The following is a 14956-nucleotide window of genomic DNA, read 5'->3' as shown; positions in this document are numbered from 1 at the left end:
AAGCTCGCTCCTACAGGGTGCGGTGGCGGTTCAGTTTTTGAGCGGTGCCAGATACAACCGCACCAGCCCCCGCAAGGTCTTGCGCCCCCAGAACTTCAAAGGGATCTGCTTGAGAATCTCCCGCGCCAACGGGCGGTCGCGGTCGGCGGTCTTGAGGAACATCGAGTTCAGGAAGTTGTAGCGAACCGCGTCATAGGCCGGGTGCTCGCTGAACTTCGCGTAGGTCTTGAGGATGTTCTGGATCATGTAGCGGTGGTTCTTGTACGTGTTGTTAGCGTGCTGGCGATACTTGGCCATCACCACGTCAAGGGCGTCGATGGTATAGCCCGCCGCCGTGATCTTCAGTTGGATCAGCAAGTCTTCCAGGGGAATCTGTGGGTCGAAACCACCGACCTCCTCCAGCACTTCGCGACGTATCAGCATGGTCGGCGCCGGTGGAAACGGCTTGCGGTCCAGGAACAGGTCGTCGAAATCCAGACGGCGAAATGGCACGTCGCGACGTTGTTTCTTTTCTGGATGCAGGTTGCCGTCCCCGTCGATCAGCTCGATATTGCCAGCACACATGCCCACCTTCGGCTTGCCGTCCATATACGCCACCTGGGTGGCGATGCGGTCCGGCAACATGATGTCATCCGAGCCGAACGGCGCAATCAGGCTGCCCTTGGCGCGAGCAATCGCACCGTTCAAGGTAGCGCTGAGCCCTTGGTTCTGCTGCACCTGAAAATCAAAGCCGTGCTCGGCCTGCAAGCGCTGGATACGTTCGACGCTGTCATCCCTGGAGCCGTCGTCGACCACCAACAGCTCGATATTGGGGTAGGTCTGCCCCAGCACGCTAAGAATGCTTTGCTCGATGTACTGGCCATGGTTGTAGGAAGCGATGATCACCGAGACCAGGGGTTGTGGCTGATTCATGCTCTACCTACTTCACGCAAACCGGTTTCAATCAGGGTCAGGTACTTGTGCTTGAACTCGTCGAGGGTGTGGTTGGCCTCCAGATAGCGGAACACCTCTTCACCCTTGGCACGTAATTGTTCGTCGCTCAAGGCCAGGTAAGTGTCCAGGGCCGCAGCCAGTTGTTCGACGTTGCCCGGGTCGTGGGACAAGCCGCCCGCGCCCTGCACCAGCGGCAGCATCGCCGGGCCGTTGGAGGCAATCACTGGCAGATGGCCGCTCATGCCTTCCAGCAAGGCCAGGCCCAGGCCTTCGAACAGCGACGGCATGGTCCAGATATCGAAGCCGCGCACGTACTTCATGCCGTCTTCGCGAAAGCCCAGCAAGTGCGCACGGCCGGTCAGGCCCAGGCGCTCGATGTCGGCACGCAGGTCGGCTTCGGCACGGCCAGAACCAATAATCCCAACCTGCGCCTCAGGGTATTTGTCCTTGAGCGTGGCGAAGGCTTGCAGCAGATGGGTATGACCTTTGATCGGTACCAGGCGCCCCAGGGCGCCGACCATCCGCGCATCCATGGGCAGGCCCAGGGCCTTGCGCGCGTCCTCACGGGACAACTGCAAAGCCTCTGCCTGGGGAATGTCGATAGCGTTGGTGACGTAGGTGGTGTTCTCACGGGTGAACCCGCAGTTGAGGTCTACCAGGTAGTCCTTGACCGCTTCGGACACACCGACAAAGCGCCACGCCGGGCTGACCCAGCGTTGGGTCTGACGCCGACGGTAACCACGGGCGTACTCGCCAAAGCCGTGGGAGATGCCGATGCACAGCGGGATCTTCAACCAGCGGTTGAGCGACAACATCATGTTCACCGACTTGAAGCGGTTACAGATGACCACGTCGAACTTCTGCTCGCGGCAGTATTTGTAGATCTGCCACATGGCGCCAAAGCGAATGCCCTTGAGGGACTTCTCTGGCAGCTCGAAATAGTGGGAGTGTTCGGCCACGCTCAGGGGCTGGCCAGGCAGCGGGCGCCCGCTGAGAAATCCGGAGGTCACCTCAAAGCGCTCAGCCGGCAGGGATTTGACGATTTGCTCACCCAAGTCGGCGAAGTCATGGGTCTTGACGTTGTAGTCCGGCTGTAACTGCAAAACCTTGAAACGAGGCTTCATAACTCTCCATGCAGCGATCTGGCTACGGGCACGCAGCCCGGTAAAAAGGGCGACAGGCGCATACCGGCCTGCCTTCAATCGGCTCTCAGTCCTGCTTCAGGACCCACAACAGCTCGTGACGGCGCACGGCCTTGCGAAAGAATTCGTTCTCGCCATAGGGCGACGGCCTACGGCCCGCCAGCAGTTGCTGCAACCACCTACGCACTCGACGCTTGAACGGCGCTGACGGCTGCAGGTCGTGCATCATGCCCAGGGCCATGGCCTTGTCCTGCTGCTGGCTCAAGGCGAGGGCGAAACTGCACGGCACCAGCTCCACAGCACTATCGAAACGCGGCGGCAACGCCACGCCAGCGCCGGAATCGCCCATGGGCCAACGGTCGTTATCATGCAGGTGATTGGCGTAGCCGAGCAATGTGTCGGGCTGCCACGCCAGGCCCTGCAAGGCTTCCAACACTGCCGCATGGGCGCAGATATGGTCGGCGTGGGGGTCCAGCAACGGCGTGGGCAACACGATGACCTGGGGCCGCGCCTTGAGCAGCAGCGCCCGCAGGTCGGCGATCAGGTTATGCCAGGTCGGCGCGCCATCAGCATCGCCAGGCAGGGCAAAACCATTGAACTGGCGAAACAGCCGCGTATCGGCCAAATCCGCTTCGCGGGAGGCTTGCGGCTGATCCGGCGCGGCTTGCATGGCTTGCAACTGCATGCAGAAGTAGCCCAACTGCACGCACTGCGCCTCGGGTACGCCCGCCCAGCGCGGCACCGCGACGCTGTCCCAGGCCCGCAAACGGCCCTTGAGGCGCGCAGCTTCAGCCTTGGGCAAGCCCATATGCTGATAATGCTCGGCCTCGATTTCACCGGCCGTCAGCGTGACGATCCAACTTTCAGTCGCCTGGCTGTAAAGGCTGAACGCAGCCAGTTCGGCATCGTCGGCATGGGGCGCGATCACCATCACACGTTGCTGGCGATAGTCCGGCTGGCGAAAGCGCCACAGCGTCGGCTGGCCCTTGATCCGGCAAAAACGCCCGCGCAATTTGAGCTTGCCCGCGGCCAAGGCTTCGGCGGCGCCGGTCAGGTTCAGATAACGCCGCCCAGCGACGCCGCGCTCGAAGGCTTGCCGGTCCGGGCTTGCCAGGCCCAACAGGTCCACCGCAGGGTCGAAGAAACGCCCCAGCCAGGTACTTTTCAACTCAACGCCGACGATCAGGGTTTCATCCGCCGCCAACGGCGCATCCAGCAGCAGCCGGCCCGCCTCCAGGTGCAAGCCGGGCTGTTCGCTGCCGGCCGGGAAGGCATACTCATAGCTGTCTTTGGGCGAGTAAAACAGGTGATCGGCAAACCAGGCTTCATGGGCGGCCCACAGCAGCACCGCAAGGATCAGCGGCAACCACCAGGCCACCAGTACGCCGGTGGCGACCAACACCAGCACGCCGATCAATAGCGCAATACGCTTGTTACGCCGATGGCGCTTGAGCAGTTGCTGTTTACGGCTCATACACTGAACACCGGCACCGGGTTGCACCAGCGCTCCTTGTATTCACGGTCGGAACGCCCGAAGGAAAAGCGCAGTGACTTGTTCGCCGCCCGCGCCTGCTCCCAGGCACTTTGGGTATTGAGAAAGCTCAGCACGCTGCCGGGGCTGAATGCACGGGTTTCAGGGTCCACGCCGCCGTTGACATACTCGGCGCTGAACCACTCGTTGGACTGCACCTGATACACCAATTGCACTGCAATCGGCGCGTCGTTCAGAAACAGCACCGAGCCGAACAGGAATTCCTTGAGCAACTCCAGCACCTCGGCCAGACGCGCCGCGCCCGCCGCCGGGAAGCCCCAACGACGCTGGAACAGGTCGCAATAAATCGCCGCCAGTTCTACGCTGGAAAACTCACTGACCGCCCGTACCACGCCGCCCGCCTCTTCCAACAGGCGCAGTTCACGCCGCTGGTTATAGCGAAACTTCTTCGACAGGTCTTCGGGCGTGCGCGCCATGGCCAATTGCTCGGCCTGAGGCTTGAGGGTGCTCACGCGCCCCTCGTTCAGCGCCGAGAGGTAGCGCGCACGGTGCCGTAACGGTACCTGCGCATCGGCGGCAATCGGCAGGATGATCTCGGCGTTGCCCAGGTCAAACAGGCCTTTCTTGCCGCTGCGCTTGAGCACGTCCTTGGACAGCGCCAGGTCGCGCCCCCAGGTGGCGATCGCCCCCTTGAACTCACCACCTTGCTCCCAGCCCAGGTAGCGCACGGGTATCTGCGCCAGGCCGGCCAGCCGCTCGATCACCTGGGGATGGGTCGCCACGCTGCCGCCGTAACGCTGCCAGGCCTGGGCGTAAACCTCGGCCTCGACAGGCGCCCAGCCACGTTCACGCCAGCCCTGGAAGCGGTTCAGCATTTAAACCACGGCGTCATAAGGGTCCACGCCGTCCTTGACCACCAGGATGTCTTCCATGATCAGGTACTGCAGGTCCGAGCCGAAGAACATGTTCAGCGCGTCGGTCGGCGAGCAGATCATCGCTTCGCCACGACGGTTGAGCGAGGTGTTCAGGGACACGCCGTTGCCGGTCAGCACTTCCAGCTCTTTCATCATGTCGTAGTAGCGCGGGTTGTATTCACGCTTGAGCACCTGGGCGCGGGAGGTGCCATCTTCATGGACTACTTCCGGCACACGGGTCTTCCATTCTTCCGACACTTCAAAGGTGAAGGTCATGAACGGCGCCGGGTGATCGACCTTGATCATCTGCGGGGCCACGGTGTCGAGCATCGACGGGCAGAAAGGCCTCCAACGCTCGCGGAACTTGATCTGGTGGTTGATGCGATCCGCCACGCCGGTCGCACTTGGGCAACCAATGATCGAACGACCGCCCAACGCACGCGGGCCAAACTCCATGCGGCCCTGGAACCAGGCCACCGGGTTGCCGTCGACCATGATCTTGGCAATGCGCTTAGGCATGTTCTCGATCTTGCGCCAGTTCGGCTTGCTCTCGTGCTTGGCGCACGCGGCAATCACGTCTTCGTTGCTGTAGGACGGGCCGAGGTAGACGTGCTCCATCTTCTCAACCGGTACGCCACGAGCGTGGGACACATAGGCAGCCGCGCCAACAGCGGTACCGGCATCGCCGGAGGCCGGTTGCACGAACAGTTCTTTGACGTCGTCACGGGCAATGATTTTCTGGTTCAGCTTGACGTTCAGCGCACAGCCGCCAGCGAAGGCGAGCTTGCCGGTGTCCTTGAGAATGTCGCCCAGGTAATGGTCGATCATCTGCAAGGCCAGTTTCTCGAACAGCGCCTGCATGCTGGCCGCGTAGTGGATATACGGCTCGTCGGCGATGTCGCCTTCGCGCTTGGGGCCCAGCCACTCGATCAGTTTTGGCGAGAAGTAGAAACCCTTGCCCTTCTCTTTGTAGCGGCGCAGGCCGATGACGTTGGCGTAGTCGGTGTTGATCACCAGCTCGCCGTTTTCAAAGGAGGCCAGGCGCGAGAAGTCGTATTTGCTGGCATCGCCGTACGGCGCCATGCCCATGACCTTGAACTCACCGTCGAGCATCTCGAAACCGAGGAACTCGGTGATTGCGCCGTACAGGCCGCCGAGGGAGTCCGGATCGTAGAATTCCTTGATCTTGTGGATCTTGCCGTTTTCGCCGTAGCCAAAGAAGGTAGTGGCGTACTCGCCCTTGCCGTCAATGCCCAGGATCGCGGTTTTTTCCTGGAAGCCCGAGCAGTGGTAGGCGCTGGATGCGTGAGCCAGGTGGTGTTCCACCGGTTCGATCTTGATTTTCTTCGGATCGAAGCCCAGTTGCTCCAGGCACCAGACGATCTTGTTGCGATAGCGCTTGTAGCGACGGTTGCCCATCAGGATCGCGTCGAGGGCGCGGTCCGGGGCGTACCAGTAACGCTTGGCGTAGTGCCAGCGCGCCTCGCCGAACAGGCTGATCGGGGCGAACGGGATCGCCACTACGTCAACGTCCGAAGGCTTGATGCCGGCCTGTTCCAGGCAGAACTTCGCCGACTCGTAGGGCATGCGGTTCTTTGCATGTTTGTCGCGTACGAAGCGCTCTTCTTCGGCGGCCGCAATCAGCTTGCCGTCGATATACAGGGCTGCGGAAGGATCATGGCTAAGGGCGCCGGACAGGCCAAGAATCGTCAATGCCACTGGGGTCTAGCCTCTTTTAGTCTGCATGCAGGCGCATCGCGCCTGAAAAAAGTGTGTTTCCCGCCGGGGCGGGAAACAGCTAAAGGGCGGGATTATAGCTTAAAAGCGGTAGGAAGCTGTTAGCGCAGCTCGATGCTGCCGTCCGCGCTTTGGCGGTAGATCGTGTAGGGCAGCACGAGCGTGTCCAGGACAGCAGAGACGGGCACATCAAGAATGACCCAGGGAATACCATTCAACGAGAGATCACTGGCAGAGTTCGGCGGCCCATGCAAGACACACAAGTCATAAACCACGCCGCTATAAACACGCGGAACAGAGTTGCAGTAGGTATTCTTCCTCTTGAGGTCCAGAACAGTGACGTCATCGCCACGCAGCACCGTGGTCGTAGTGCCGCAGCCTCCCATGAGCAACGATATTCCCAGCAATACCAGCAACCTCAGAATAGGAGTCCGCATAGTTGATTCTTCTTGTTTGTTAAAAAGACCGAGAACCTAACACCACAGAACCAAGGCTTCAGGCTTACGCAGTCGACGCTAGGCGTAGGAAGCATCCCATTGCGCCCAGCGGTAAGGATTTCGGCAAATCAGAGGACGAGTCGTTAAACTTGTAACATTTTCGCCTGCGCCCCTCATTTGCGCGCTACCAACCGGCCCTTTCATGACTCCTCTGCTCCAACCTGCCTTGCCTTACTGCTGGGCCTGTGTAACACCGCCCAGGCCGACAATGCGCCCCTGATCCTGGACCCCAGCGTGGTCACCGGCTCGCGCAGCGCCAGCCCGACGTTCGACCTGCCGTATTCAGTGGACGGCATCAACCGCGAACAGATCAACGACGGCCAACTCGGCATCAACGCCTCCGAAGCCCTGTCCCGCGTACCCGGCCTGGTGGTGCAAAACCGCCAGAACTATGCGCAGGACCTGCAAATTTCTTCCCGAGGCTTCGGCGCCCGTTCAGCATTCGGCGTGCGCGGCATCAAGCTGATCGCCGACGGCATCCCCGCCAGTACCCCGGATGGCCAGGGCCAGGCCGCCACCTTCAACCTCGATACCGCCGAACGCATCGAAGTGCTGCGCGGCCCGGCGGCGACGCTGTATGGCAGCAACGCCGGCGGCGTGATCCAGATGTTCTCCCGCGACGGCGAAGGCCCGCCGCGTATCGGCGCCGAAACCCTGGTGGGCAGCGACGGGCTGAACAAGAACCACCTCAGCGCCGAGGGTGCGGCAAACGGCGCCGGGTTTGTGCTCGACGCCTCGCGCATGGACACCAATGGCTACCGCGATCACAGCAGCGCGCGCCGTGACCAGACTTTCGCCAAGCTCAATTTCGAGCCCGATGACGACAGCAAGCTGGCGCTGATCTATAGCAGCCTGGAGCAGAACGGTACGCAGGATCCGCTGGGGCAGACATGGGCGGCATACAAGGCCGACCCGCGTTCGGTGAGCGCCAATACGCTGAACTACAACACGCGCAAAAGTATCGATCATCAGCAATTGGGGATGAATTACGAGCGGTATTTCGGTAGCGCGACCTTGCAGGTCAATGCTTATACCGGGCGCCGTAGTGTGATTCAGTACCTGTCGATCCCCAAGGGCACGCCCGCCAACGAACGCGGCGGTGGCGTGGTGCAATTTGACCGTAAGTTCTACGGCGGCAGCGTACGCTGGATGCAGCCCATCGAAAGCGCGCCTGGCGAGCTGATGATCATCACCGGCCTGGACTTCGACCAAAGCGAAGACAGCCGCCATGGCTATCAGAACTACAGCGGCAACACCCTCGGCGTGAAAGGCCAACTACGCCGCGACGAAATCGACACGGCTCGCAGCCTCGACCCGTATATCCAAGCCAACTGGGCCCTCGACCGCTGGACCCTGCAAGCCGGCGTACGCCACAGCACGATGCAGATGGACGTTGACGACCAGTTCCTCAGCAATGGCGACGCCAGCGGCAACAAGACCTACCAGAAAAACACACCTTCAATGAGCGTGATGTATGCGTTCACCCCCGACCTGCATGGCTACATCAGCGCAGGCAAAGGCTTTGAAACCCCGACCCAGGCCGAGCTGGCCTATGCGCCGGGCAACACCGAGGGCTTCAACTTCGGCTTGAGGCCGTCTGAAAGTACCCAATATGAAATGGGTGTGAAAGCGCAACTGAACAACACGCGGATCAACGCCGCCGTTTTCCAGATCACCACCGAGGACGAACTGGTGGTGCAGCAATCCATCGGTGGCCGTACCAGCTACCAGAACGCCGGTCGCACATTGCGCCGCGGCTTCGAACTGGGCGTTGAAAGCCAACTGAGCGACCACTGGAGCACCAGCCTCGCCTATACCCGCCTGCAAGCTCAATACGACAGCGACTTCGTCAATAACGGGAAAACCATCGACAAAGGCAACTACCTCCCCGGTGTGCCACAAACCACTCTGTTCGCCGAACTGAACTGGAAACCACGGGACTGGGTCAGCACCGCCATCGAAGGCATGTACCGCAGCAAGGTCTACTTAGAAGACACCAACCAACAACGCGCCGCACCGGCCTACAGCGTCTTCAACTGGCGCGCGCGGTTTGAGCAAAAGGTAGAGCACTGGACCTTTCACCAGACCCTGCGCCTGGATAACCTGCTGGATCGCCAGTATGTGGGGTCGGTAATTGTGGGCGACGGCAATGGTCGCTATTACGAAGCCGCGCCGGGGCGGTCGTGGTATGCGGGGGCTGGGGCGCAGTACCAGTTCTGAATGCAGCGCCTGGACGGGCGCCATCGCAGGCAAGCCCGCTCCCACATTTTGACCGCGTTCACAGATCAAGTGTGGGAGCGGGCTTGCCCGCGATAGATTTAACTGCCGACACCCGCCTCTTTGGGCAAGCGCTGGTCAATCACCTGGTACAGCGCACTGCCCTGCGGCCAGTTACGCATAAATCGCGCACGGTCTTTGGCATACGCAGGGGCGAAGCTGGACAGCGAGCCGTGCTGACACATGGCATCCAGGTCGATCATCGCCCAGCGCCCGTCGCTCCAGAACAGGTTATGGCCTTTGAAATCCCCATGGCTGATGCGCTCGCGGATCAAGTCGGCAAACAACTGGTCCAGTGCCTGCAACTCGCTCTCCGGCGCCTCGCCGCTCTCCACATACGGCGCAAAGCGCTCGATGATGTCTGACCCAGGCAGGTATTCGGTGACCAGGTAAGCACGGCTGCGCAACCACAGAAACCGTTTCTCCAGCACCGCCAGCGGCTTGGGTGTGGCAAAACCCAGGAAGGCCAGGCGGTTGCCTTCGCGCCAGGAGTGCCAGGCGCGGCTCGGGCGCCAGAAGCGCTTGAGCCAATGGGCAAAGCCCTTGATGTTGTAGCGTTTGATCACCAGCGGTCGGCCGGCCACGTCAACCTTGGCCACGCTCGCCGCGCCACCGGTCTTGTACAGGTGACCCTGGTCGAGCAACGCATCGGCCTGCTCCAGCACCGGCACCATGGCGGCTTCTTCTTCGCGGCGGATCGCACGCAGGCCAAAAGCGCCACGCACCACACTGAACAGCGTGCATTCGCGGCCGGTCTTGTCCAGGTAGTCTCTCAAACGCCAAGCGCTGACTTTACGCACCTGCTTTTCCAGGGCTTGCATTGGCAAGGCGTGTTCGCCGTTGGCCAGCAGGTAATACACCAGCAACTCTTCGTTAAACGGCTCAAGGCTCTTGGGCAGTTGGGCGAAGAACACACCGAGGTTTTCCAGCACGCGATTGCGTGACAGCGGCTTGCCCGCCTCTTCGACACGAATGCCGGCGCCATCGATCAAGTACAGCTTGCCGTCTTTGCGCAGCAGGTTGTCCAGATGCAGGTCTTCCTGCCACAGGCCCTTGGCATGCATCTGGGCAATCGCGCCCAGCGCTTCGGCGAGCACGGCAGTTTGTTCGTCCGCCAACGGCGGCAGGTTTTCGACGGCGAGCCAAGCGTCGGACAGGCTTTGAGCGCCCTCGATAAATTCAAACAGCAGCCAGCCACCCTCGCCGTCCTGCAAACCATCGGCCAGCAGCAACGGCGTGGTCAGGCCCTGCTCAGCCAACAGGCGTACACCTGTGAGCTCACGCTGAAAATGCCGCGCCGCCTTGCTGCCCACCAACAACTTGGCCAACACCGGGCGACCCCGCCACACGGCGGCCCCCACGTAGCGCTGCCCCGGCAACACCCGCAGCAGGCTCAGCAATTGCAATTGCCCAGGGCCGGCGGCATCCGCCAGGTCGAGGGTCAGCGGCAGGCTGGGGGTACGCCCAGCTGTTTTCAGCTCGGATAAGCGCATCAGCGGTTCTCCTTGTGGCTGCGGCGTGCGGTCAGGCGCTGGTGCCAAGTGGCGACCAAGGCACTGTCCTCGGGCTGCTCAAGGTACGCCGCCAGCAGTTGGCGCACCTGCGCATCCGACCATTGCGGCGCGCGGCGCAGCAGCGGTTCCAGGTCCTTGACCCGGTCACGCCAGCCAAACAACAGCGGGCGGGTTTTCTCCAGGTCGATCAACTGCGCGGCGTAACCCTCACCGGCAGGCTGCAGGAAAATATGCTTGGGGTAAAAACAGCCATGCACCTGCCCGACGCTGTGCAGATGACGCGCCAGCTTGCCGCACGCCGACAGGATCGCACTGTGCTGGGCCGCGCTCAATTGCGGCCACTGCTCCAGCAACGAGTCCAGGTCATTCCAGCCATCCAGCGCACGGGTGAGCAGCATCGCCCGGCGCTCGCCCTTGACCTTGCGCTCACCGAAGAACGCCGCTTGCAGGGCCGGGATGCCGAGCTTTCGATACAGGCTGATGTTACGAAACTCGCGGGCAAAACTCGGCTCGCCAAACGGGCGGTGCAAGGTGCGCGTGAGGTAATTGCTCTGGCGTTTGAGGTAGTAACCCTGCCCCTCAAGCTCCAGGCGATACACGCTGCTCCAACCGTCGCCGCTGGTGTTCGGCTCGTCCACCGCATCCAGTTGCTTGGCCCACAACGCGTCGAAGGTCGCCAGACCGTTGCGCTCAAGCAGAGCGCGGTCTTCGGCCGCCAGGAAGTCACTCATTCGCGTCCCTCGAAAAACTTCACCACATGGCGAATTCGCTGTTTGTCCGACGCGGTCAAGTGCGCGCGCTGGCGATATTGCAGGTAGAAGCGCAGGCGCTGGGTGGCCGACAAGTGATACTTGGCGACTTTGTCCAGGCAGGCCAGGTCTTTGGTGATGCGGTACTTGAGCCAGAAGCCGCGCCAGAAATCGCCGTTGGGGCAATCGATCAGGTACAGGGTGCGCTGGTCGTCCACCAGCAGGTTGCGCCACTTCAAGTCGTTATGGGTGAAGCGGTGATCGTGCATGGTGCGCGTGTATTCGGCGAGCTGGCGGCTGATGCCATCGACCCACCGGGGATCTTTGAGGCGCTCATCGTGACGCTCGGCCAGCACCGACAGATCTTCGGTTTTGGGCAGTTCACGGGTGATCATGGCACCTCGGTTATAGGCCAGGCCCTTGCGGTCCAGGCCCCAGGCCACCACGTCGGCGGTGGGGATGCCCCACTTGGCGAAACGCTTGAGGTTCTGCCATTCGGATTTCACCCGTGGCCGGCCCAGGTAACGACGCAGGCCCTTGCCGGCACCTACGTAGCGTTTGACGTAATAATTGACCCCGCCACGCTCCACCCGGATCACTTCAGACAACGGGTCGCGGGTCAGCCGCTCGCCTTGCAGGGCGAACACCGCGTCCAGGCTTCCAAAGTCATCCGCCAGGGCGGCGTAGGCAGGTTCCAGATTCCAACCCGCCATCAGATCGCATCCCCGTATCGTTGTTTACGCGCATACAGCTTTGCTGCCATGCGTTCCAGCGCAGACAACAGCGCGGTTTGCTCCGCCAGGATCTGGCGCAGCGGCTGCTGGAAGTAAGCCTTGAGAAAACGCAGCTTGTCGCGCTGGGTCAAGCCGATCTCCAGCGCGGAGTAATACAGGCCGGCCAGGTCTTTATTGCGCCAGCGCACAGGGATCGTCGCTCGCACCTGGGCGCGGTGCAGATCGATCACCGACAGCTTGAGGTTGTCGACGCTGATGGGCCGGTCGGTGTGCAGCAGGAAATGGCACAGGTAGCAATCACGGTGGTTGACGCCGCCACGGTGCATCGCGCCGACGGTACGCGCCAGTTCAAGGGTCAAGGCATGCTTGATGGCCGGCACGGGCGGTTGCTTGACCCAGTCCAGGGTCAGGTCTTCCAGGCTGATGATGGGGGTCAGTTCCTGGGTGATGATGAACGAATGCTGGTCGGCCGGGTTGCTGCCTTTTTCACCGAACGCCACGGCGGTCATGGTCGGCACGCCAAGCGCCTGCAAACGCTGGATCGCCACCCACTCCTGGCCCGCGCCCAATACTGGCAATTTGGCGGTGACCAGGTTCTTGAGGATCTCGCCCCAGCCGATCCCACGGTGAATCTTCACAAAATAAGGCTGGCCCTCGACCACCGTACGTAACGTACGGCGAGCGGCCAGCTCGCGGAACACCTGGCCTTCCAGCTTCTCGACCTCGGCGAACGCATCGCGCCCGTCCCAGAGGGTCTTGAAGGGTTCGGCTAGAATCAACTTCATCGGTTTGGCTCCGCCAGAATCAGGTCCGCAGCGTACTGCGGCATGCTAAAGAGGTCGGCCGTCTCAGCGAAGGCCAGACCATTGCGACTCCAGGTCGCACGCGCTTGTGGGTCGTCGAGCATATCGACCAGATACTGGTTGAGCTGGGTTTGCTCGAACGGCTCGTCCAACACCCGGCCGCTCTGGGCCTTGTCGATGTAGAACGCATAGCCGCACACCTGGCTCACCAGTACCGGGAGGCCGGCGACCACCGCTTCGACCAGCACCATGCCGGCCGCCTCGTTGTACGCGGGGTGAATCAACAGGTCGGCCCCCAGCAGGAAGCGCGGAATATCATTGCGGCCCTTGAAGAACTGCACCTGGTCGCCCAGGCCCAGCGCTGCGCTCTGCAATTGGAATACTTTGGGGTCGTCCTGGCCGATTACAAATAGCCGGGTGCGTTTCTTCAGGCGCGAAGGCAGTGCGGCCAGCGCCTTGAGGCTGCGGTCGACGCCCTTGGTCTTGAACCCCGAACCGATCTGCACCAACAGCAAATCATCTTCAGCCAAGCGAAATTCAGCGCGGAACTCGGCACGGATCTCGGCGGCGTTCGGCGGCGCGCGGCGGTCGCGGGCGATACCCGGTGGCAACAGGTGAAAACGCTCAGCCTGGGTGCCGTAGTACTGGGTGAACAACTGCTGCTGATGCTCGGACAACACCATGATCTGCGTCTTGGCGTTCTTATCGAACACGGCGCGCTCGTATTCGGCAAAGTGCTTGTAGCGCCCGAACCAGCGATACATCGGGTTGCGCAGAGTCTGGGCCTTGTCCTCGAACACACCGTCGGCGGCAAAGTACAGGTCCAGCCCCGGCATCTTGTTGAAGCCCACCACGCGGTCTACCGGGCGCTTGGCCAGGTCGGCCTGAATCCAGGCGTAGAGCTTTTCGTTGCGGCGGTGGTTGACCAAGGCCTTGACCGGCGCCACCAGCACTTCAAAGCCTGGCGGGATATCGCCTTCCCAGATCAGGGTGTACACCCGAATGCTGTGGCCGCGCTGCTGACACTCCAGGGCGATGCGCATGAAGTCGCGTTGCAGGCCACCGAAAGGGAAGTACTTGTACAGAACAAAAGCCAGTTGCATCAGTGCTGCTCCTCGGCCAGTAACAACGTGCTCAGCCGGCTTGCGACACGCTCAGGATTCAGGCTCGTGAAGCACAGGGGTGACTCGCGCGCGATGTCGAACCGCCGCAGGTCGTCGGCAGTGGGTTGATACGTGCACTGTTTTTGCAGGCAAGGCGCACACGGCCAGTCGCTGGCCAAATGGATCTGGCCTTTGCCATAGGCGCCGGTAAGGCCTGGGTTGGTGGGGCCGAACAGGGAAATGGTCGGCACGTCCAATGCCGCCGCCAAGTGGCCGAGGCCGGTGTCGACGGCCACGCAGGCACGGGCGCTCGCCAATATACGGGCCACGCCCGCCAGATTGAGCTTGGGCAACACTTCAGCGTTGGGCAGGCCCAGGGCCAAGCGTTCGGCCCGCGCCTTTTCGGCGGCGTTGCCCCACGGCAGTTTCACGTCCACGCCCAGGCGGCCCATGCGTTCGGCCAGCTCGCGCCAATAGGCTTCGGGCCAGTGCTTGGTGTCCCAGGTGGTACCGTGCAGCAGCAATACGAACGGTTTTTTCGGCGGCAGGCCGAGCAGTTTTTCGACGCTCAGGCCGTAGTCGCCCAGGCGTTGAGGCAGGTCGTACCCCAGCGCCACAGCGAACAACTGGCGCAAGCGTTCTACCGCATGCTGCCCACGGGCCACGGCCAGGCGCCGGGAATAAAAGCGCGCAGCCAGAGGTTCTCGCGCAGAATCTTTGTCGAAGCCGGCGATGGGCGCCCGCACATAGCGGGTCAGCCAGGCGCTTTTGAGCAAGCCCTGGGCGTCGATCACCAAGTCATATTTGGTCGACTGCACCGCCTGCTTGAAGCGCCGCCATTCGCCACTCTTGACGGTTTGCCAAAGGTTTTTGCGCCAGCGGCGGATCGCCACCGGGATCACCTTGTCGACCGCCGGATGCCAGGTGGGGATTTCGGCAAAGCCTTCTTCCACCACCCAATCGAACCGAATGCCGGGGATCGCCCGCGCGGCGTCGGTGAGCGCCGGCAAGGCATGGATCACGTCGCCCAGGGATGAGGTCTTGATTACCAGAACCCGCAA

At 61.8% G+C, this 14956-nt stretch carries 13 protein-coding genes; 1 reads left to right on the top strand and 12 read right to left on the bottom strand.

What is annotated here, in order from left to right; all coding sequences use genetic code 11:
- Nucleotides 1–30 precede the first annotated feature (30 nt).
- From QK296_RS14685 to QK296_RS14660, 6 genes are all read right to left on the bottom strand, one after another.
- Complete coding sequence (locus QK296_RS14685) at nucleotides 31–912, bottom strand: glycosyltransferase (protein ID WP_003188004.1); 882 nt, start codon at nucleotides 910–912, stop codon at nucleotides 31–33.
- Nucleotides 909–2057, bottom strand: a complete 1149-nt coding sequence (locus QK296_RS14680; protein WP_003188003.1) for a glycosyltransferase family 4 protein — start codon at nucleotides 2055–2057, stop codon at nucleotides 909–911. The genes QK296_RS14685 and QK296_RS14680 overlap by 4 nt, the downstream gene beginning before the upstream one ends.
- An 85-nt stretch (nucleotides 2058–2142) precedes the next feature.
- The gene (locus QK296_RS14675; protein ID WP_003188002.1) at nucleotides 2143–3549 is read right to left on the bottom strand and encodes a PIG-L family deacetylase; all 1407 of its coding nucleotides are present in this window, start codon (nucleotides 3547–3549) and stop codon (nucleotides 2143–2145) included.
- Nucleotides 3546–4442 (bottom strand): GNAT family N-acetyltransferase, encoded by an 897-nt coding sequence (locus QK296_RS14670; protein ID WP_014716635.1) that lies wholly within the window; start codon nucleotides 4440–4442, stop codon nucleotides 3546–3548. Before QK296_RS14670 ends, QK296_RS14675 begins: the two co-directional genes overlap by 4 nt.
- Nucleotides 4443–6200 carry a carbamoyltransferase gene (locus QK296_RS14665; RefSeq protein WP_003187998.1) on the bottom strand — a complete coding sequence of 586 codons (1758 nt, stop codon included), beginning with the start codon at nucleotides 6198–6200 and terminating at the stop codon, nucleotides 4443–4445.
- 119 nt (nucleotides 6201–6319) lie between these two features.
- Nucleotides 6320–6655 carry a YceK/YidQ family lipoprotein gene (locus QK296_RS14660; protein WP_032900370.1) on the bottom strand — a complete coding sequence of 112 codons (336 nt, stop codon included), beginning with the start codon at nucleotides 6653–6655 and terminating at the stop codon, nucleotides 6320–6322.
- Between the two features lie 234 nt (nucleotides 6656–6889).
- Here QK296_RS14660 and QK296_RS14655 point away from each other — a divergent pair, with 234 nt between their 5' ends.
- On the top strand, nucleotides 6890–8935 hold the full coding sequence (locus QK296_RS14655; RefSeq protein WP_169856983.1) for a TonB-dependent receptor: 2046 nt from the start codon (nucleotides 6890–6892) through the stop codon (nucleotides 8933–8935).
- 98 nt (nucleotides 8936–9033) lie between these two features.
- Here the strand turns inward: QK296_RS14655 and QK296_RS14650 are convergent, their stop codons facing one another.
- The 6 genes from QK296_RS14650 to waaC are packed head-to-tail and all read right to left on the bottom strand — an operon-like array spanning nucleotide 9034 to nucleotide 14956.
- Complete coding sequence (locus tag QK296_RS14650; protein ID WP_169856949.1) at nucleotides 9034–10485, bottom strand: lipopolysaccharide kinase InaA family protein; 1452 nt, start codon at nucleotides 10483–10485, stop codon at nucleotides 9034–9036.
- Entirely contained in the window at nucleotides 10485–11237 is a 753-nt protein-coding gene (locus QK296_RS14645) for a lipopolysaccharide kinase InaA family protein (protein WP_003187994.1), read from the bottom strand. Before QK296_RS14645 ends, QK296_RS14650 begins: the two co-directional genes overlap by 1 nt.
- Nucleotides 11234–11968, bottom strand: a complete 735-nt coding sequence (locus tag QK296_RS14640; RefSeq protein ID WP_003187993.1) for a lipopolysaccharide kinase InaA family protein — start codon at nucleotides 11966–11968, stop codon at nucleotides 11234–11236. The genes QK296_RS14645 and QK296_RS14640 overlap by 4 nt, the downstream gene beginning before the upstream one ends.
- Nucleotides 11968–12774 carry a lipopolysaccharide core heptose(I) kinase RfaP gene (gene rfaP / locus QK296_RS14635; RefSeq protein ID WP_003187992.1) on the bottom strand — a complete coding sequence of 269 codons (807 nt, stop codon included), beginning with the start codon at nucleotides 12772–12774 and terminating at the stop codon, nucleotides 11968–11970. Before rfaP ends, QK296_RS14640 begins: the two co-directional genes overlap by 1 nt.
- Nucleotides 12771–13895, bottom strand: a complete 1125-nt coding sequence (locus QK296_RS14630) for a glycosyltransferase family 4 protein (protein WP_003187990.1) — start codon at nucleotides 13893–13895, stop codon at nucleotides 12771–12773. The genes rfaP and QK296_RS14630 overlap by 4 nt, the downstream gene beginning before the upstream one ends.
- Nucleotides 13895–14956 (bottom strand): lipopolysaccharide heptosyltransferase I, encoded by a 1062-nt coding sequence (gene waaC, locus QK296_RS14625; RefSeq protein ID WP_169856948.1) that lies wholly within the window; start codon nucleotides 14954–14956, stop codon nucleotides 13895–13897. The genes QK296_RS14630 and waaC overlap by 1 nt, the downstream gene beginning before the upstream one ends.

This window comes from Pseudomonas sp. AL10 (genome assembly GCF_029960685.1).
GTDB lineage: Bacteria > Pseudomonadota > Gammaproteobacteria > Pseudomonadales > Pseudomonadaceae > Aquipseudomonas > Aquipseudomonas lactis.
This window is presented reverse-complemented; position numbering and strand designations above follow the sequence as displayed.